The 20,933-nt window shown below is 39.2% G+C and carries 18 protein-coding genes; 12 read left to right on the forward strand and 6 right to left on the reverse strand.

Annotation, left to right across the window (positions count from 1 at the left end):
- Positions 1-91: 91 nt before the first annotated feature.
- Positions 92-508: a flagellar assembly protein FliX gene (locus tag ACFSKO_RS20095; RefSeq protein ID WP_380255045.1), complete on the reverse strand. Its 417-nt coding sequence runs from the start codon at positions 506-508 to the stop codon at positions 92-94.
- Between the two features lie 269 nt (positions 509-777).
- Here ACFSKO_RS20095 and ACFSKO_RS20100 point away from each other — a divergent pair, with 269 nt between their 5' ends.
- The 10 genes from ACFSKO_RS20100 to ACFSKO_RS20145 all read left to right on the forward strand — a co-directional run bounded on the left by ACFSKO_RS20100 (position 778) and on the right by ACFSKO_RS20145 (position 10,837).
- Positions 778-1,920: a flagellar basal body P-ring protein FlgI gene (locus ACFSKO_RS20100; RefSeq protein WP_380255047.1), complete on the forward strand. Its 1,143-nt coding sequence runs from the start codon at positions 778-780 to the stop codon at positions 1,918-1,920.
- Positions 1,920-2,243 (forward strand): rod-binding protein, encoded by a 324-nt coding sequence (locus tag ACFSKO_RS20105; protein WP_380255049.1) that lies wholly within the window; start codon positions 1,920-1,922, stop codon positions 2,241-2,243. Before ACFSKO_RS20100 ends, ACFSKO_RS20105 begins: the two co-directional genes overlap by 1 nt.
- On the forward strand, positions 2,244-2,714 hold the full coding sequence (locus ACFSKO_RS20110; protein WP_380255051.1) for a hypothetical protein: 471 nt from the start codon (positions 2,244-2,246) through the stop codon (positions 2,712-2,714).
- Between the two features lie 45 nt (positions 2,715-2,759).
- Positions 2,760-4,637 carry a flagellar hook-associated protein FlgK gene (gene flgK, locus ACFSKO_RS20115; protein WP_380255053.1) on the forward strand — a complete coding sequence of 626 codons (1,878 nt, stop codon included), beginning with the start codon at positions 2,760-2,762 and terminating at the stop codon, positions 4,635-4,637.
- An 11-nt stretch (positions 4,638-4,648) separates the two neighbouring features.
- Positions 4,649-5,569 carry a flagellin gene (locus ACFSKO_RS20120; protein WP_380255055.1) on the forward strand — a complete coding sequence of 307 codons (921 nt, stop codon included), beginning with the start codon at positions 4,649-4,651 and terminating at the stop codon, positions 5,567-5,569.
- A gap of 65 nt (positions 5,570-5,634) precedes the next feature.
- Positions 5,635-6,144: a flagellar assembly protein FliW gene (gene fliW / locus ACFSKO_RS20125; RefSeq protein WP_380255057.1), complete on the forward strand. Its 510-nt coding sequence runs from the start codon at positions 5,635-5,637 to the stop codon at positions 6,142-6,144.
- Between the two features lie 247 nt (positions 6,145-6,391).
- Positions 6,392-7,147, forward strand: coding sequence for an SDR family NAD(P)-dependent oxidoreductase (locus tag ACFSKO_RS20130; RefSeq protein ID WP_380255059.1), 756 nt, complete (start codon positions 6,392-6,394; stop codon positions 7,145-7,147).
- Positions 7,144-8,535, forward strand: coding sequence for an AMP-binding protein (locus tag ACFSKO_RS20135; RefSeq protein ID WP_380255061.1), 1,392 nt, complete (start codon positions 7,144-7,146; stop codon positions 8,533-8,535). The genes ACFSKO_RS20130 and ACFSKO_RS20135 overlap by 4 nt, the downstream gene beginning before the upstream one ends.
- Positions 8,532-9,590, forward strand: coding sequence for a LuxE/PaaK family acyltransferase (locus ACFSKO_RS20140; protein ID WP_380255063.1), 1,059 nt, complete (start codon positions 8,532-8,534; stop codon positions 9,588-9,590). Before ACFSKO_RS20135 ends, ACFSKO_RS20140 begins: the two co-directional genes overlap by 4 nt.
- The gene (locus ACFSKO_RS20145; protein WP_380255065.1) at positions 9,587-10,837 is read left to right on the forward strand and encodes an aldehyde dehydrogenase family protein; all 1,251 of its coding nucleotides are present in this window, start codon (positions 9,587-9,589) and stop codon (positions 10,835-10,837) included. Before ACFSKO_RS20140 ends, ACFSKO_RS20145 begins: the two co-directional genes overlap by 4 nt.
- Before the next feature lie 45 nt (positions 10,838-10,882).
- On the opposite strand, the gene ACFSKO_RS20150 is transcribed toward ACFSKO_RS20145, so the two are convergent.
- From ACFSKO_RS20150 to ACFSKO_RS20165, 4 genes are all read right to left on the reverse strand, one after another.
- Positions 10,883-11,644 (reverse strand): hypothetical protein, encoded by a 762-nt coding sequence (locus tag ACFSKO_RS20150; RefSeq protein WP_380255067.1) that lies wholly within the window; start codon positions 11,642-11,644, stop codon positions 10,883-10,885.
- Complete coding sequence (locus ACFSKO_RS20155) at positions 11,637-13,244, reverse strand: hypothetical protein (protein WP_380255069.1); 1,608 nt, start codon at positions 13,242-13,244, stop codon at positions 11,637-11,639. Before ACFSKO_RS20155 ends, ACFSKO_RS20150 begins: the two co-directional genes overlap by 8 nt.
- An 11-nt stretch (positions 13,245-13,255) precedes the next feature.
- Positions 13,256-15,130, reverse strand: coding sequence for a glycosyltransferase family 2 protein (locus ACFSKO_RS20160; RefSeq protein ID WP_380255071.1), 1,875 nt, complete (start codon positions 15,128-15,130; stop codon positions 13,256-13,258).
- Positions 15,131-15,302: 172 nt separating this feature from the next.
- Entirely contained in the window at positions 15,303-16,253 is a 951-nt protein-coding gene (locus ACFSKO_RS20165) for a class I SAM-dependent methyltransferase (RefSeq protein WP_380255073.1), read from the reverse strand.
- Positions 16,254-16,575: 322 nt separating this feature from the next.
- Between ACFSKO_RS20165 and ACFSKO_RS20170 the strand changes: the two genes are divergently transcribed.
- Both ACFSKO_RS20170 and ACFSKO_RS20175 read left to right on the forward strand, forming a co-directional pair.
- Entirely contained in the window at positions 16,576-17,301 is a 726-nt protein-coding gene (locus ACFSKO_RS20170) for a phytanoyl-CoA dioxygenase family protein (RefSeq protein WP_380255075.1), read from the forward strand.
- A gap of 82 nt (positions 17,302-17,383) precedes the next feature.
- A complete protein-coding gene (locus ACFSKO_RS20175; RefSeq protein ID WP_380255077.1) occupies positions 17,384-19,597 on the forward strand; it encodes a hypothetical protein in 2,214 nt (737 codons plus the stop codon).
- Positions 19,598-19,659: 62 nt separating this feature from the next.
- Here ACFSKO_RS20175 and ACFSKO_RS20180 read toward each other — a convergent pair whose 3' ends face one another.
- A complete protein-coding gene (locus ACFSKO_RS20180; protein ID WP_380255079.1) occupies positions 19,660-20,595 on the reverse strand; it encodes a class I SAM-dependent methyltransferase in 936 nt (311 codons plus the stop codon).
- Between the last annotated feature and the right edge of the window lie 338 nt (positions 20,596-20,933).

Below are 20,933 nucleotides of genomic sequence, written 5' to 3' on the forward strand. Positions count from 1 at the left end.
TCGGCGTGCAGTATATGCGATTTAAGTGCAACGACAAGTTTGTCCTGCAAAATTAATTCAATTATCAATTAATATCATATAAAACAATGAATTAACGACCCAGCTTTGCCAGCTCAACAGCTGCTCGGACCTCAACTTCGTTCAAAACGTCAAGGAGTCGGGGATCATTAATCTGTTCTCGCTTTCTGGCAACAAGCGATTCGATCTTTTCCAAGCGCCAAACAGGGATAGAACCCATTAAAAGACCGATCCTCAATTCTTCCAATTCATCAAGTATGTCCTCCGCGTCCCGCTTTGCTTTCTGTTTTCCAGTCAACGCGTCGGGCACTTCTTGTATAGACAACAAGCCGCCTAATCCAGCTGCCGCAGCTACACCTGATGCATCAGATGACGCTTCACCAGCGCCAGCTTCCAAGGCATCGCTAAAGCTACCTGAAGCACCACTCGCCTTGCGTTTGGAACGCGCACCGGATGCTGGTGTTACGGAAGAACCCGTTCTTATTTTCATTTTGTGTCCATCTTATTTTCCGTTTCTGCAAGAACGACAACTATCTGAAAAATGTAACCATATCTCGGCAAATTTTACCAAGTAAGTACATCCATTGTTACCCAGCAGAGAGACAGAAGCAAAACTATTTCACTTTAAAAGTGGCCGTTCCAAGCCATTCGTCAAGCTCCGCCTATATTGGCACGAAATTCGCATAACGTATAGTGAACAATGGTAATGGCTATGAAAAAAAACTTTTACCGAAGCCAAACATATAAGTGAGTAGTAAAATGCGTTTATTCAACAACCAAAATGTTTTGAGCAGAACAGTCGCTTTAATTGGCGCCCTGTTTATGCTTCATACAGTTGCTGTTGAAGAAGCCTCTGCCCAATCACGCATTAAAGATATTACAAATTTTGAAGGCATAAGAGACAACTTGCTTGTTGGTTATGGCTTGGTTGTTGGCCTTAACGGCACTGGAGATGATATTGATGACGCTGTTTTCACCCGTGAAAGCCTCATCGGTGTTTTACAGAGACTTGGCGTTAATGCCCGTGACGATGATCTAGATACAAACAATGTTGCTGCGGTAATGATCACTGCCAACCTGCCCCCCTTTGCCCGCCAGGGAACACGCATTGACTTAACAGTCTCTGCAATTGGAACTGCCGAAAACCTTCAAGGTGGTACCTTACTCGTCACCCCATTGATGGGTGCTGATGGAGAAGTATATGCCGTGGGGCAAGGGCCTGTCGCCATTAATGGTTTTGCCGCCGCAGGGAACGCTGAAACGATCACCCGCGGGGTTCCGACTGTCGGTCGAATTTCCAACGGGGCAATTGTCGAGAGAGAAATTGATTTCGACTTAAAAGAATTGCAAAGCATCAAAATTGCCTTAAGAAACCCAGACTTAACGACTGCTCGCCGCATCGCACAGGTTATCAATGCAAAGCTAGGTGGCAATCCAGCTGTCAGCACAGACCCATCAACTGTACAGCTAAAAGTACCAGAGCGCTACAAAGGCGACACTGTTGCAATGCTAACGGACATTGAGCAACTACAGGTAAGCGTAGACACTCCAGCCAAAGTCGTCATCGATGAAAAATCTGGCGTCATTGTCATTGGTAATGATGTCCGTATCAGTACTGTTGCCATTGCCCAAGGTAACCTAACAATTCGAATTACAGAAACACCTCAGGTCAGTCAGCCCAATGCCTTCTCAAATACTGGCAATACAGAAGTTGTTGATCGCACTGATATCCAGGTCGAAGACGATAGCGATCGTCGCCTCGCAGTTCTGCCTTCTGGCGTTACCTTACAAGAAGTTGTCAGCGGCTTGAACGCCTTGGGCGTTGGCCCTAGGGATATGATTGCTATTTTACAAAGCATCAAAGCCGCCGGCGCTCTCCAAGCAGATATCGAGTTACTGTAATGAATATAGATTCAAGCACATATATGGATAACGCATTAAGTGGTTCACTTGCCAGTAAAGCAAATGCCCTCGCAAATGTTAATCCAAAAGACGAGAAAGCCGCAATGGCGACAGCAAAAGACTTTGAAGCTGTCTTTATTTCTCAAATGCTTTCCCCAATCTTTGAAAGCCTCCCAACGGACGGTCCAATGGGTGGTGGACAAGGTGAGAGAATGTTTCGCTCTCTCATGGTTCAAGAGTACGGAAAACAGCTCTCAGAATCTGGCGGAATTGGAATTTCCAATGCCGTATATCGCGAAATTATCAAGCTACAGGAGGTTTAAATGTCTACAGGCTTAAAAACGAAAGAATTTCCTGAAACAAACGTTCACAGTGTAATTGCGACTGTGAAAGGTCTTGTCTCTGTCATGACTCGTGAAGTTGAGCTTCTTCGCGCGATGCAGATAAAGGAAATGGGCTTGCTTCAACAAGAGAAACTAACTCTTGTAAATGCTTACGAGCAAGGCACCTCTACGCTAAGAAATGATCCTTCTTTCATGAAACACTTGGATCCTTTGCTTAAAAGCGAATTACGGGATGTCATCCAGCAGCTGAACGTAACCGTCAAAGAAAACGAAACTGCATTACTTGCTGCCAAAACGAGTAATGAGCGTTTGATGCAAGCTGTTGTAGAAGCTGTCCAGCAACAAAAAAGTAAAAATAGCACCAGTTACTCACAAACAGGTGTCTTAGCCGCTCAATCAGCACAATCGGCACAAACCTCTACTCCGATGCATTTGAACCAATGCCTCTAGTTAATGTGTGTTTATAAAAGTTTATAACACTGAATTGAGGACACAATGTCTCTAAATGTCGCGCTAAATAATGCCTTGAGTGGCTTGAGAGTTAACCAAAGTGCTTTGGCAGTCACCTCAACAAATCTTGCAAATGTGAATAATGCAAATTACTCACGCAAGGTCCTTGTTCAGGAAACACAAGTCATTGCGGGTGTTGGTTCCGGGGTAACAGCCGATACAATTCGCCGAAATGTTAACACCTTAATTCAGCGTGACTTTAGAGAAGAAACATCAACACTTTCTTCAATTCAAACTGAAAATAACTACTTGGCCCGTATTCAACAAATGTTCGGTACGGTTGCAAATAAAAACTCCGTCGGCGATATTATTGATAATTTTTCAGCAGCCTTGGAGCGCCTCGGTAGCAGCCCCGAAATATCGTCAAATTTTTTTACAGCAATTAACAGTGCGACCACCCTTACCGACCGCATCCAAAGTATGGCTAACACGGTTCAAGACGAACGTATTCGTGCGGACCAGGAAATCACTAAAGCCGTTGCTGATATGGAACTTCAAATCGCAATAATTGCAGAGATTAACGGCACGATACCTGGACAATCAGCACAGGGACTGCCTATCGGGGATCTTGAAGACAAACGAGATCAAGCCATTAATACGCTCGCCAAGTATGTTGATATCCAATATTTCCAGACCGAAAAAAATCAAATCAACATCCTTACAAAAAGTGGACACACCTTAATTAGTGGTGGATTTAGTGCTGATTTATCCTTTAGGCAGACCACGTTAATAACAGCGAACGAATCATACCCCGCGATACTTGATGGTATCCATCTTAATGCTGGTGGCAATCCATCAACTGCGAACGATGTGACTTCTGGGATGGGCGGGGGAAAGCTCGAAAGTCTATTTAAGGCACGCGATACGATACTTCCAGCTGTAACCAATCAGTTAGATCAAATGGCTGAAAAACTTCGGGATGAAGTAAATCGCGTTCATAACCGTGGTGCAAATACTCCTATGGGTAAAGGTACCGCCGCTTTAGATCCTGCGACAACATTAGGTTCAAGAAGCTTCTCCAATACAGCACAAACTCTTACCATCGGTAGCGACGTCAACATGGTTCTGCTTGATGCAAATGGTGCAATGGTCGGCGGGATGGGAAGCATTACGGCAGGAGCAACAACTCCAGCGGCTGTTCAAGCCCAGATCAACACATTTTTGGGCGCAAATGGGTCTGCAGCTTTTGATGCCAATGGGCAGTTAGAAATCAAACTAAACAGTAATGTCAGGTTAGCTTTTAAAGATACTGGCGCAGCAACAAATGGTGGCGATTCCATCCTGCAATTTGATGCCGATGGAGACACCGTTGACGAGAGTTACAACGGATTTTCAAACTTCTTTGGCCTAAACGATCTTTTTGTAACCCCTCAACTCGGATCAACTGTACCTGCAGTTGCCGGGCAAGGAAGCCAGACAGGTATATCCTCTGGTATTATTGTTCGTGCCGATTTAGTAGATCAACCATCAGGTATCTCTCGAGGGAGTTTATCGGGCACTCCACCCAATTATGCTCTCGGTCCCGGCAACAACGATGTTGCACTCGGTCTCGCAGGAGTATTCGAAAAGAATTTTACTTTTTCAGGTGTAAGTAACGGCCCTGACACTACATCTACAACACTCAGTGGCTATGCAGGGGTGATGCTTTCATATAGCGCGACGGTTACTCAAGCATCTGATAATTCTCTCGCCTTTCAAACATCCTTGACAGGTGACTTGGAAATCAAAATGCAAAACGAGTCAGGCGTAAATATGGATGAAGAGTTAGCAAATTTGGTAATTTTTCAAAACGCTTATAATGCAGCAGCCAGAGTAATAACCGTTACGGGCGAAATGCTCGACACAATTATTGAGCTCGTTTAAGGAGAATATTGATGATCCGCGTTTCAAGTTATGCACAAAATCAGCTCCTGCAAACAAATATGGGTACAACGCAGGCAAAGGTTTCAGACCGAACTGTTCAGATTGCGAGCGGAAAAGTTACCCAACAATATACAAACATATCTTCTCAAGCCCTTGAATTGGCTAGCTTACAACGCTCGAACGTGAGAACAGAACAGTTTGAGAAAAATATACAGACTACAAAGACAAGATTGGAGATCATGGACTCCAATATGTCGACGATAGCTTCAAGGATCACCAATCTGTTAAGCGATGTTGCAAACGGACTGAACGGATCCAATATTGAGGAGATACCGTTTGAACAATTTGCAATCAGCTTCAGACAAGAATTAACAGCCCTCATGAACGCGCAACACGAAGGGCGTTATCTTTTTGCAGGAAGTTTGACAGACACCCCTCCAGTAGACGTTACTGACGCAGCATATACCCCACAAGCAGGGTTACCGGGGACATTTACCGCTGACTTTGATTACTACCAAGGTGACAATGTGACCTTAAGTAATAGAATTGATCAAGATGCCACCCTTTCCTACGGCATAACGGCTGATGCTCCGGCATTTGAACAACTTCTACGTAGCTTAGCATATGTTGAATATGCGGGTGCGAATGATGATAAAACCGTCTTACAAGAAGCCTATAATACCCTGCAAACGTCTTTAGATGGTGTATCAGATTTCCGAAGCCAAATCGGAGCGCAGCTTTCTGTACTAGAAGGATCTGAGAAAAAACATGCCGATTTCAAAACCTATGTTCAGAATACAATTTCTGGAATTGAAGACATTGATGTGGCAGAAGCAACGAGTAGATTGGCATTCGATCAAGTACAGCTTCAGGCCTCTTATATCAGCCTGACAAGGATCAATGAAATAACACTTTTAAATTACCTTAGATAAGCCTTTGTGATTTCACGCTTACTATTCGTTAATCATGGTTGCCTATTGTGACAGGAGAGACCATTATGTTGAACTTAGAACCTAACTTTAAATCTCTGGATTTTGCCGGGATCACAATGCCGAAGACTGAAGAAGTGACAAATAACATAATCACCTTAAAGACGCGCTTTGGTGTGATGGAAATCGATCGCGATAAAACAATCAAAATGCCTCAAGGCATGGTTGGATTTTCAGGGCACAAGGAATTTGGTCTCACGGTATCACCAATCCCCGTACTCGATGGCTTTATGTTATTGCAATCGGTTGACGAAGCAGAACTTACATTTATTTTAAAACCATATGATCTTTCCAGTGGCTTGATATCTGATGAAAACCTTGCCAGCGTAATTCAACAACTTTCAATCTCACCTGAAAACCTCGGTGTTATGCTCGTAACGACATTGCGTCGTATGCCTGGCGAAATTAAAAAATCTGTTAATTTACGTGCACCACTTTTTGTTGATACAGAAAAACGGCAAGCATGGCAGTATATATTTAACACTGAAGACTATAGTGTTCGCCACGAGATTGATTAGACAAAACTGTTAGCCTTATAAATCATGCATACGCACAAAAGATTACTGAATGTCTTCTCAACAGTTCTTGAAATAGACGACGTCTCGATAATCAAAAAACTGGAATACAACACTCTTCCAAAATGGGATTCGGTTGGGCATATGCAATTAGTTGCAGCCATTGAAACCGAGTTTGATATTCTCATGGAAACTGAACAAATTTTAGATTTGAACTGCTTCGAGATGGCTTGCACTATTTTGGGAGACCATGGATTTGACTGCGCTTCTTGAGAACAAGATTGCTCTTGTAACAGGGTCCTCCAGAGGCATCGGCAAAGAAATCGCCCATCTTTTTGCAAAAAATGGCGCTAACGTTATTCTTCATGGAATTATAGAAGATCACTGCCAGGAAACCGCACAAGATATAAAGAAAATAACGGGCATCACTCCTCTTATTATAGCCGCTGATATTTCAGACTACAGCCAAATAGATCAAATGTTTCGAGACATTTTTAAAAAATTTAAGAGACTTGATCTTCTGGTCAATAATGCTGGTGTACTTGAAGATCGTCTAATCGGAATGATCTCCGCCGATAACATCGATAAAATATTTAGTGTTAACACTTTTGGAACCCTGCACTGTTTACAGCTCGCAGCAAGATTGATGAGGAAAAGTACTGCTCCATCGATTATTAATCTTTCTTCTATTATCGGGATTGAAGGAGCTGTTGGCCAAACGGCTTATGCCGCATCTAAAGCTGCCGTAATTGGAATCACAAAATCTGCTGCAAAAGAACTTGGTCCTCAAGGTATTCGCGTGAATGCTTTAGCGCCCGGCTTAATTGAAACTGATATGATAAAGCATCTCAGTGAGAATAAAGTAGCAGCGCATTTGGAAAACACTCCCCTTGGACGTTTGGGATTACCAGAAGAAGTAGCAAAAGCGGCTCTTTTTTTGGCTAGTGATTTATCATCGTTCGTTACAGGTCAAACCATTCAGGTGGATGGGGGGCTAAGAGTTTGAAATGCCTAAACAGGGTTTATCAAGAACATGCCTCCAAGATTGCCATAATTGACGCAGAAACAGAGGATAGAATTTCCTACACTGGTATTGCAGCGCTAAAAGAAGCCCTCCTTAGGTTATTTCCTCAGCCTCATGGCAATTTAATCTTTCTACAAGCAACAAACAGCTGTTTTTCAGCAGCTACGGCCTTAGCTTTACTATCTTCGAACAATACAATATGCCTTCTTGATCCGTCACTTGAATCCGAGATTTTTGAAAAATATCGATCCACATTTTCACCTGATGTTATTATTTCAGACCAGCTAACGAACACACCCATTGTTGGGTATAACCGCAAACCACACCCCAATTCTCAAAAATTATACATCTGTTCCATTAAGGAAAATACTCAACGGAAAATCCCTGCTCAACTACGGGCAATCCTTCCCACTTCCGGATCAACCGGGTCCATGAAATTCGTAAAGCTTAGCGAAGAAAACTTGTCTGTGAACAGTCAGGATATTTGCAACTCGATGCAAATTTCGGCGACAGATCGTGCTTATGCACACCTACCTCTACATTACTCTTATGGCCTTTCGGTTTTAATCAGCCATGCTTTAGCTGGAGCGACATCGGTCGTCACATCATCGAGCATCATTGAAAAGAGATTTTGGCGAGAAATTAAAGATTATAATTGTAATTATTTTCCCGGAGTACCGTTTCATTTTGAAATACTGCTCAAGTTTGGAATCAAACGCCTCAACATCCCTTCCCTAAATCGCTTTTCAGTCGCAGGTGGGGCTTTAGGCGAAAAAGACCAAGAGCAACTTCTTGAACAGCTTTCTGATGACATGGATTTGTATGTTCTCTATGGCCAAACAGAAGCCTCCCCACGGATTACGACATTAAACCTTAAAGACCACGCAAATAAACTTGGCTCAGTGGGGAGACCTATAGGCGCTGGACGCATTACAATTAATTCCGATTATGGCGAGATTATACTAATCGGCTCAAACGTCATGATGGGTTACGCATCAAGGCGTGAAGATCTTTATAAACCAGACGAAATGCAATCTCGCCTAGCCACAGGGGATATCGGATATTTAGATGACGAAGGTTTTCTTTATATTACAGGTCGGTTAAAACGTTTTGCCAAACTCTATGGCCTAAGATTTAACATGGATGATATTCAAACCCGTTTATCTTTTATTTGTCCTTGTATGGTGGTTGAGAAAGAAAATACTCTACACGTAGCAATCGACCGGCATGAGATGATTGATCAACTCAAATTAGAGATAACAGAAGTTTATAAGATACCTGGACAGCAGGTTAAGTTTCACCAACTTAATCAGCTGCCGAGACTCTCCTCTGACAAGCTTGACTATCAGGCTCTTAGTGAGATGATATGAATTTAAGTCATCTTCTAAATCAAAGGACTTCCTCCTTCCCTCACGAAAATCAAGAAGCAATGCTTCTTGACGGGCTTAAACGACTCACGGAGCATCACAGATCATTGTGCTCAGGGTATCGTAACATTCTTCAGGCGACCAACTACACCCAAAGTAAGTGCCATACACTTGAAGAGATACCATTTATTCCAGTAAATCTTTTTAAAAACCTCGAGCTCCATAGCATACGATGCCCAGAAGACATTGTAACTATTCTGGCCTCAAGTAGTACTTCGGGGCAAAAACCCAGCCAAATATTTTTAGATAAAGAAACAAGTAAACGCCAATCTCAAGGCCTGACACAGAGCTTGAAACCTGTCATTGGCGATAAACGATTACCAATGCTGATTATCGATACTCCCTCATCAATTAAAACCAAGCCACTTACAGCAAGAGGCGCAGGTGTACTGGGGTTAATGCGATTTGGACATTCATACTGCTTTGCTCTCGATGACGACCACAATCTTAACCTCGATCTACTAGAACATTTTTTGGAAGAACACGCCAAACAACCATTTCTTATATTTGGGTTCACCTTTATGGCGTGGATGTATTTTTTACAAAAATGTCCTCCACATACCAATTTGAAAAATGGGATACTTATCCACAGTGGCGGCTGGAAAAAAATGCAAGAGCAATCTGTCAGCCCTGATGAGTTTAAATCAGCTTTCTTTAGTAAAACCAATCTCTCTAAATGTTATAATTTTTATGGTATGGTTGAACAAATAGGCAGTATTTACCTAGAAGGCTCAGATGGCATTCTCTATCCGCCGGTTTTCTCAGATGTCATAATTAGAGATCCCTTTACGCTCGTCCCTTTACCACCTGGAGAAGAAGGGCTCATCCAATTGTTATCCTTACTCCCCCTAAGCTATCCAGGACACTCAATTTTGACGAGCGACATGGGTATTCTTCGCCAAGGAGTTCATGGCAGAGGAATTGAAGTCACCCGTCGTGCCCCAAAAGCTGAAGTAAGAGGTTGTAGTGATACACACGTGTTTGGTATTCGCAAATGAACGACATTGTAAGCTACATTCCGACCCATAAAAATTATTCGATTAAAGATTTACGCAAATCTCCACTTTCTTGGAGTAAGCCCCTTACTCCCTTCTCTCAAATCATTATTGAGTTTTTAGAAACTCTATCGTTGAGAATAAAGACAGGACCTAAATTTTCATCCGATCCGGAACTTGCTGCACTCGCTTTCTGGCTTCGAAAAAAAAATATCACTCAATTGGCTATTGATAGTACAGCTAAAAAGAAAAACAAAAAAATAACAAGACCAAAAGGGACTGTGTTTCTAATCCCCCCCACAAACGTAAGCACTCTTTTTTGTTACCACATGGCACTTAGCCTTCTAACCGGCAATCAGACAGTTATTAGAATATCCCCCAATGCCCCAAATATTTCATATTACTTGATAGAAATAATAAGTAGCATCTTAGCTGATAGAAATTTCAGACTAATTACCAATAACTTAAAGATTTTTTCTTATGACCACTCACCTCAAATTACAGAATATTTTTCTCAACAATGTGACTTAAGAATCATTTGGGGCGGCGATGAAACAGTAAGAAGTATTCGCCAAATTTCTCTCGCGACCAATGCCGCAGATATAAGTTTTTCAGACCGATTTTCCTGGGCCGCGATACGTGCTAATTCATTTTTGGAGCTGACAGGCCGCTCCCTTGAGAACTTCATCAATCGGTTTTCGAATGAAGTGTTTCTCTTCGATCAAAAAGCATGTTCATCTCCTAAAATTCTTTGTTGGATTGGGCAAGAAGATGAAATAAAAAAAGCTTCAAAAAAATTATATAAAAACTTAATCCCTACAAAAGAAAAAATTTCTGCAAATATGAGCCTAGGCAATGTTGTAGAGAAACAAAATGACCTATACTCTATGATGGCGACATCACCGACCTGTGTTTTAAAAGAAAATAACCACAATTTATCAGTCTTACACTTAAAAAAAAATACGACAAATATTCTTGAAAATATAAGAAATTTTCATACTGGAAATGGCATTCTTATTGAAATTCACTGCCAAAAATTATCCGAAATTTCCAAGTTATTGACTCGTAAGGATCAAACCCTTTCTTATTACGGGTTTGAAGATACAGAGTTATTATCTTTACTGGAAAAAAAAGTCATCAATAATTTTGATAGAGTAGTTCCAATAGGCCAGGCGCATAATTTTTCTGAAAATTGGGATGGATACAATACTCTTTCACTCTATCAGCGAGAACTTTACTACTCTGCTTAAATGTCAGGTCTTTCATCAGGTAGTCTTCTCTAAAGTGTCTCGTTTTCAAGCTTTACTTTTCAAATAACAATCATAACTTTTTTTCCAAATCGTACTCGAAATTCTCCATGCATATGATCGCGGCCAATACATTGTATTAATACCTAAACTTTGAGGAACAAAAACATCAGAACGCAAATTATCCCCAATATGAAAAAGTTGTCCCGGTACGATGCCAAGCTCTATAAGCATCTCTTTAAACAATGACCCATGACGTTTAGTTTTCTGCCAATCACTACTGACGATTACCTGCCCGTACAAATCATCACCCAAAATTTCCTTTAACAAAAAACCTATACTTTTTGCATCCAAGTACATATCGCTACAATAAACGATCTCTCGCCCACGAGATTGTTGTCGTTTCAAAAATTCACTTAAATACAGACAAGGTGATAACTGTTTTTTCTCCTGCTCCAACTCTAATTTTAAACAACTTTGCAATACTCCTCGGTCTATTTTTTTTAAACAATCTTCCATCGAAAATATCATTTCGAAAATAGCTTTATAGGTGACTTCGAACTCTCCCATTCCTCTACGTGCTTTATCGTATAAGTATTTTCCGGCTTTTAAGCGTGCTATATAAAGATCTTCTGGTTTCACACCCTCATTGAAAAATGACAACTGAGCTTGGCAATGAGAAAAATCCTTAAACCGAAGCAACTCCGGACGAACAGTTCGTAATAACAATGTGTCAAAAACATCTATAGAAATAACTTTGGCCTGCGCTTTTTCAATCGCACCTTCTAGTAATTTGATCCTTTTACGCATGCTTTTGTAGTTTTTCCAAAGCTTGTGGCCAATAAAGTTCTGAGCGTGTCGATTTAACCAGGGAATCACTATCCCGAAGATTTTCAGTAAGGCATCTTAAATTATTTACACCTAAATTATCATCATACAGCCATCGACCAAGTCGTTGGGCCTCTTCAAGAGTTGGATCCCTTATCAGTCGAGTGATCCTACTTCTGGATACCTCGGCCATAGAATGATGATATAGCTTTCCAAGATCATGAGAAGGCTGCACTTTTCTCCAATCTCGAATGAATTCCAAAACTCCTTTTTGAACTTGCTCAATTTCTTGATACTGCTGCGCTCCAAAAGGCGTTTGTTCACAAATAGGATTTCCCATATCATCATACCCCGTAGTCGTTCCGCTTTTTGCTGAGCAACATAATTCAAGGAGCTCTGGTGTCCGAAAATAAAGTGTTGAGAAATCAAAGGGCGCCCCGTTTTGTGAAATGCTTCCCCTTATTTCACACCCTTTACTCTGAGCCCAAAAAGCACCAATGCTTGATAGAAGAAATCGACCACGGCATTCTATCTTCATTTTTTGAAAAGCGAATATTTTACTTAAATTAGCCAATATATTTCCTGCGTACCCCATATCCAATAAATGAAGGTCGGTTATATTATCACCAGTTACTTGAGTGAGGTGTCGCATCAAATTAGTTTGGCATTTTTTTGCTTCAGTAAGCCGCTGCTCCTTCACCTCTTTTTGCTCAAACCATCGAAGAATTTTTGAGATATTTTCAGAGGAAATATGGGTTTGAGGTGGCAACGGGATCTTTTCAATCTGATCAATTCCCAATACCTTTGCCGCAGAAATCAAAGAAATAGGTTCGTTACGTCCTCGAAGTAGAAAGTTCAACAAAGCTTCCTCTTCATTAGGATCAGCCAAAACTGCTTTCACTGAGGTCAACCGACTAACGTATATTTGCCCTCCAATAGTTCCACCAAGAGCACTGACAACATTACTAAGAAATTTTCCCTCGCGCATTAATCCATAATATGGCGCCTTTGAATTTTGTGCTAAAATCCAAAGGCCATAAGTGCAAAATACTGGTCCAAGAGTTACGTAGCCAAATCGTTCGAAAAAGTTTAAATTTCCTGAGATCTTTGGGTTTATCAGAAATAAATTGTTAGTAGAACCTTCTATTGAAATTTTACATTTTTTGACTTCTGGACTGTGACATACTAATCGATGAGGACCTTGCACCCCCTTAATTTTAGGGACAAAGCAGTCAATATTTCCGTCAACGTTATTGGTGTCAGATAATCTCGACGTTTGTAACGTTCCTTTTTCAACCACACTTTTCCAATAGTTTGTTTCTAACTGTTGGATGAAATTTAACGATTTAGTAAAGATATTTTTAGGCATCAGTTGAAATGAATGCTCATAGTTTATAGCCATTGATTGGCTATAAAGCCTCATCTCCGCAAAACTTTCTGGATTATTTCCAATTGCAAGAACCCCAAGGGCATCAAGTTCCTGACCAAGTAGGATATATAGCTTTCTCATAACTATAATTTCTGAAGAGGCTTTATCTTCCCACAGGATTAAATAGTCTTTACACTTCTGTTGGTTTTCCACCTTTAAATCTCTCACTGCATTACGGCAAAACGATGAATGGAAAGCCCAACATTAGTAATGAATTTTATTGTTGTTTCTCCATTGCTACTTAATGCTCCAGCAAAAAGAGAACATTCCATAATTATGCTTTGTTGCTCAGAGGGTTGGACAATAGAATATTTTTTTTCTGCAATAGAAAACTCTAATATCCCGCGACCTGAACACTCGAAAAGTAAGCTGCAATTTCGCCCGGGATCACCTATGGTGAAAGATAGCTTTGAATTTTCATCAGGTAGCCAGCCTACTTCCTCAAAAGAGCCTCCGAAAATTGATAGCTTATTATTCTTTCTCTCTAATTCGACCCACTCCCCCTTTTCTACAGAGCATTCATTGCTCAATAAATCGCGGATCTCCCCGTGTCGATCATAGAACCCTTTTCTAAGGCAGATCAGCAAAGGCCAAAGTTTCTCAGGAACTAATTTTGAATAACTCGACAAAGTATTAAGCTGAGAAACAAAAATAGGCCGTTCTAAAGCTGATCGAGATTGCTTATGCTTTCGGTAAAGAAATAAAATCTCTGGAACAACTTCTAATCGATACCCTTCATTTACGACACGTGTGAAAAATTCCATATCTTCAAGAATAAAGGTTCGGTCCTCGTTATACCCTCCTAATTTTTCAAAAACATCCTTTTTATAAAGTGCATTTGTATCACCAAAACAATTGATAAACACACCAAGGTCTGAATATCCACCAAGAGGCAACCAATCAAGAAAAACATTAGGGTACTTGGGGTCTTCTGTTTGAATTGAAACACTTGTACCTGCACTTAAATCTGAATTAGGATGCCAACCAGGAATACAAGTGAAAACATCCGCATTCGAGTGTTGAATAGCTTGGACGAAACAAGCTAGTTCGTTTACAAGAGCCCAATTATCATCATCCATAAATAATAAATGACTACCTCTAGACTTTCCTGCAGCAAAATTACGAGCCGCTGCAGGGCCTTTATTCTTGCAATAATAAAATTTCCAGCCAAGTTTAATATACTCTTTTTCTAGTTTCTTTAGACATGGCAAATATTGAGGATCACTACCGTCATCAATAACAATGACTTCAAAGGTTCGGTAACTTTGGCGTTCGAGGCTCTCCAAGGCCTGCGCCAATAATTCCGGGCGATTGAAGGTCGTAACGCAGATCGATATTAGTGGGCCTGACGTAAAATCTCTTGCTCCGTCCCCCTTATACAAGCTAGTGGCAAGTTGCTCCTTAACAATGTTACCATTACCAGTATTTGAGACACCATTCGACTGGATCCAACCAGCCGAATTAGCCCATTCTAAAAATTGGATCGGCAAATTGTCGACCACCAAATCATAGCGATTAAAAGCATCCTTTTCTATAGCATTTAGCTCTATGTCTGTTCTACCCGTTGGAAAACGTTTCTCTTTCTCAAGAACGTATGCCAATGAAATAGGTTCATTAAGAACAAAGGATGTATCTGCGAGGAAGCTTCCTTGATTAGAAGATAATAAAGCGAAATAACCCAATGCAGGGCTACCTTCAACAATCACAAGGTTTGGTTTGAGCTGAAGCATCATGCGAAAAAGGCAATAGCTTTTCAAAGGCATAAATGGCGGTACAATTCCAAACTGATCTTTTACACTAAGAAATTTTTGATTATTAAATTTATTTTCTAAATCACTCTCTTCAACAGATAAAAAAGTCCACTCTTCTAGCCTATCCTTTTCTGTATTAAGATTAGTAATTAATGCGGAACTAGAAAGAAATTTATCACTTATGACAAGTTTAGATTTACCTGAGAATTGGGAAACCAATGCCTTTAATGACTGTTGATTTTCACTAACTGTATTAGCATTATTTTCATAAGGATTTATGCTAAACACGAATATAAACCCCACAAATAAATATCAAGATTTTCGATAATTGAGTAACCGTTGTCGATGGTAAAAAGTAGTTAAACATAATTGATCAAGTCATCATATCTTAATAATACAAGCACCTTAGCAACCCATGAATTAATCTAAACCTAAAATACATAATTATACTCTGAATGTCTCAAGTAGTTTTTTGAATATAAAAAGATCCTGGCTCTCTATCTTTAGTTAAATAAGGGCAAACACTCGCTAGTTTTTCAAAATAATCGTGATGAAGGTTGTTCAACGCACCTATTATTTTCCAGTTATCATTTTGCGATAAAAATGCCTCTAGCAAATATTGTTCATTCCAAAATACAACATCCGTTGATAGCCATTCTTTTAAATAATTTCGGGGTGAAAATATATCATGAACATGAACAATAACTCCCTTTTTAAGGCTAGGAAGAAGTTCAAGATATTCAAACAAAACATCTCCCTCAGGTCTTATTATATGGGACGAATCAATAAACAGGATATCATTTCCATCTAACATAGAGAAAAAATCGACCCCAACTTCTTCGACTGGCGATCGAATGATCGTAACGCCAACTTCCTCTAACCAGGGCCGTTCGTACGGCTCGATACATACGTGCTGGCAAGAATATCCGGGGTCTTCTTTTTGGTTTTTAGCAATGGCTTTACGTGCCAGTAATGTGGAACTCCCACTTCCAATTTCAATAATTTTTTTTGGTTTTTTAAGTCGAATTAGCTGGTACCAATATTCAGCATCTCCTGATTCAAAGAACGAATTATTAAAATAAAATTCAGTTATCTGTGTCCTTTTATTGGGGACATCCTTAAGTTCATGCGAATATATCAGACGATCACATAATTCTAACTGTTCTTGAATATTCCATTTAATGCCAGGTAAACTTCTTTTTTTAGTAAAAGAATGTTTTATATTTCGCATATCAAATTGCGGCTCATAGTAGTGATTTGTTAAAGGAAAAACCCCAATATTAAGTAAGACGCTTTTACATGCAGGTAAATTACGTACCCCAATCATTCTAACTTTTTTGAATAACAGTCCACTAAAGAAAACAAACGGTACCATTAATAGGTCGAGAACTTTTATTAATATTTTTAACAAATGAGGATCGAGCTCCCATATTTTTTTTATTCGTATGCTATCAATAACACCTTAGTAACATCAAAAAATCATAAAGCTTTCTTCTGATTAATTCAAACAGGTTACACTAACAGGGAACAACATAAACATTAGCTCTTGGGGTTTGTGTATCTTTGAGACATTCGAAGCTCTGTTAGAGCATATATAAAATACAAAGATCGTTAGATAGTACTCTTTTACTACCTGATAATTTAATTTACATTCTTAATTAAGAACTTCTCTATAATGCCTAACTCATCAAAATCGTGACCATCATTCTCATGCTAATTTGGAGCATAACCAATTGAATTTTGTAGCTAACAAATCTGATTCAACTTTTAATATCATTACATTAGTAAAAAAATATGGTGTATGTGTTGTACCTGATTTCATTTCAGCTCAAAATTTGCTTCCGCTAAACAATGAGTTTGACCAAATAATTGATCGTGAATATGGCGAAGGTTTCTACGAACACGGTTGTCGTGATTACATGGATGCTATTGCTGTATCTGACAATCACTTACTAAGATCTCCATTTTCAGCTGAAATTGAACTTGTAACAACTCCTGCAATTAGGAAATTTGCCAAAAAATTCTATAATAAAGATACATTTTATATACAGCATATTTTTAATGTTAAGAGTACCGAAACACCAAAAAAGTCAAGTGAACTTCCTTATTCTCTACATTTTGATAAAATACATATGCTCAAGTTCTTTTTCCTTTTATCTGACACTGATGAGGATTGTGGTCCAACATGGGTAGTTCCAGGACAGCAAAAAAAATCGTTTCAGTTAAGAAAAAAATGGCATAATGAGGGCGGTTCGGTTCAAAGTATAAATAACGATCTACATTACTTAGATAATGAGGCTATCCCCATAATAGGGACTGCAGGATCCCTTATAATATTGGACACTGATATACCACATAAAGCAGGAATTGTTGCCAAACATCGGTACCGTAAAGTCATCCGTGTGAGTATGACCTGCCCAGCCTACGCAAGTATAGACTTAAGGCGTAATAGCGAATGAGTTCAGTAGTAATATCAAATCATTACTTACATAAGGTATGACACGAATACTTAGACTAAAAATACAAAAGGAATGAGAACCTGTGCTAAATACATCCAACTCCTCAAAAAGAATAACTTCTCCTTCTGATTTGAAAAATAAAAGCAACTCCTCATTGATACTCCCCCAATTACTCGCTGATATTATTTTCACAGCCAAGTTCAACCTTTCCATGTATTATCATAAAATTGAATTGGCTTTCCAAAGAAAATATTCCAATAACATCAAACCATTCCAATATCTTTCCCTCGAAAGATACGGGTCAACCCCCAATGAAAATGGAACCCACTCTTATGGTAGTCGTATTGCCATACCTATTCTAGAGCAACTAATTGCTGAAAATGACCAAGATAAACAAGCCCACTTAGATTTGGCACATATATACCTATCTATTAATCAAAAAAGCCGTGCTTTAGATGTATATAAAAAGATGCACACCACTTTTCCAAATGATCCAAATTCGCTCATTGCTCAGTTAAATATCTTATTAGAATTGGGCCACATTAAAGAGGCAAATTCTCTTGCCAAAAGCAACATCACCTCTTTTGATTGTAGCATATTAAATTCTGAATCTTACTCCGCCTGGATAAAAAGTTTAATGAAGGCTCCTAATTTTAATAAACTTAATTCTAAAGACTTTGGTGACCTTTTTTTTATTCCATATATGGTCAAAGAACTTAAGTCCGAACTCTCAATATTCAACACAATATTGGTAGACCATTGTTATGCAAGTATGATTTCACTTGCTCAAGCTTATGTTGAGAAAAAAGGTGGTTATTTTTTATTCGCCACAGTTGACCGAATAGTTAACGTAAGAAATAGATCAATATCAGAAGACCAGATTGTTAAAGCTGAAGAGCTAGTAGCTCTTGGTAAAATCGATAGAAAAGAATGGCTCTCATCCGTTCCTCCCCATATCAAAAAATCGCATAAAGAGTTATCCCATTTTTCCGCCCAATACTGGAAGGAAATTTTATTTGGGCCATCAAATATTCTAAAAGGCACTAAGTTATTAGTCTCAGAATACACCTCACAATACGTTAATGTAAAAAGTGGTCGAAGAGTAACCAAAGGTCATTCTATTAACTACGAGAATAACATCTTTTTGTTTGGGACATCTGATATCTATGGCACAGGTTGCGAGGATCAATACACCATTGCAAATTACATGCAAAATATTATTCAGAAAACAGATCTTGGGGAAAAATTTCGTGTTGAAAATCACGGTGTAAGAGGCGCGTTACTTCCAAATGTCGTACTTAATTTATTCACACAAACCATTCGTCCAAATGATATTGTCATTTTTTATGGCTTTCCCAAGCTTGATAGCAACGAAATTTCCAACCTACCACAAACACATTTGGAGCTCTCACGCCCCCACTCTTATGGAGAAATATTTAATGATGAAAGTCACTTAAATTGGAAAGGTAATAAAGTCGCTGCCAACCACATTACACAGTATCTAGTCGACAATAAATGGGACGTGAAGAAGCCAAAGATCAAGAAACACTCAAAAGAAATTAAGGTATATGAAGATGCTGAACCATTCTTGAACCTCATGAAATACTTATTACATCGCAACTCCACGGTTACGACTGAATGCGGGGGGATTGATGCATACTGTAGCTATATAAAAGAAAATGAATTTATCGGAACAGGAACTCGAGGTAGCGTAAGCGTAAACTGTAACCCAATAACACTGGGCCATTTGCATCTGTTAGAATATGCTGCAAATCAAGTCGATTACCTCTATGTCTTCGTTATTGAGGAAGATTTGTCATACTTTAAGTTTCAAGATCGATTAAGATTAGTAATTGATAGTGTTAAACATCTGAAAAACGTGAAGGTATTACGGGGGGGGAGATATATCTGTACACATCTAACCTTTCCAGAATACTACACAAAAGAAGAGGACGTGGGCGCCCTTGCCGATGCATCTGAAGAAGCGTGGTATTTTTGTGAGCATATTGCTCCTGTCTTAAATATCACTTCCATATTTCTTGGGAGTGAACCAACCTGTAAAATCACACAACAATACAATCAACAAATGAGTACTCTATTAAAAATGTACGATATTGACGTTGATATAATTTCGAGAATAAATTTTAAAAATAAAGCGATTAGCGCCTCAGAAGTACGAAAATTACTTAAAGATTTGAAGTTTGATGAAATTAAAAAACTCGTTCCTCCTTCCACATATGCCTTTTTAAAACAAAAATATAGTAATGATGTAAAGAGGGACAATCCAATTTTATAAAATTCAGATCATTTCCCCCACTGCCTTGATTGTACATGTCTAAAGCGTCGTTAAGAATTATATCATGTGATATACGGATTTCGAGGCAGCTTTTTAACATAATAGCCTTCCGCTTCAAGCCGCATGCAAGTTTCCTCATCAGGCATAACCTTAAAGATTATAGAAGCCAACATTGCAGTGGCTCGGCTTCCCGCTCGAAATGCTTTTTCTTGACTATCGATCTTAGTCATAATTGCTTTTCCAATTGCAGAATCAAGCTCTGCAAATTCTCCACCTTTAATGTAGAAATCCCCTATTCCTTTAAATGCAACGGCTGGCATGTTACTCCCCAAAGCAATTTTCTCGACTTCTCTTGGAGAGAGAGAATATATATAATTGCCTGAGGTTTCGTAATCCGCCTTAGCTCCATCACTATAAAGCTCTGTATTTGTCGGTGTTTTTTGCCAAGAAGGAAATAACTTGAAACGCATAATTGATAAAAGATGTCTTAGTGTCTTGGTAAATGACATACATATTGTACCAATATCAATATCTCTGGGCTCAATTAAAATCGTTGCGAGCTTACAAACACGTAGCATTTCATATAAAGCCAATGGCGCACGTGGAAAATGATGATAACTTTCCTTACAAAAAACAACGTCATAACTATCATCCGGCAAACTTAAGCTTTCTGCATTTTCAATTAAGTATTTGCTAATAAGACCCTTTTCCTTTGCCTGGCTCAGCAGAGCATCGCTAATATCTGTCGCCGTGACGTTGTTAAATCCTTTTTGAGAAATACGTATTGCATCAAGACCAAAACGGCCATCACCAACAGTTAGAAAGCTCAACTCTGGTCGATGGTTAAAGCAATCAACAGAATCATACATACGTGTATTTCGCCATACGTCCACTGTATCATCACGAAACCAACTTTTTTGTATTTCTGCACGACTTTCGTCTGCGGCACTATTCTCCCAATGTTCTATATGATGTTGGTGGATGTCTTTGTAAGTCATTTTTTGTTCTAACAATTTTTAAAAGCTAAAATAAAAGCCTTAAAGGCTACGACAGATCATAAAAAGATGTTCTACCATTACATGTTTCCCTCGAAAACTATAGTAAGTTTTAATCGGTAAGACACCTTCTCTATGACATCTCAAACGCAATAGTCTTCAGATATAAAAAATACTCTGCCCTTTCAATTCGATACTGTAACCTTGATCACACCGTTTGTATTGAGTTGAGCTACAATAGATTAACAGAGTAGCTTGAGAGTTAATCAAAAAACTATAATTTTAATACCATATTTAGTACTATACATTGTGCCATCTACTGAGGACGTAATTACAGAACT

This window comes from Kiloniella antarctica, assembly GCF_042682825.1.
Taxonomy (GTDB): Bacteria; Pseudomonadota; Alphaproteobacteria; order Kiloniellales; family Kiloniellaceae; genus Kiloniella; species Kiloniella antarctica.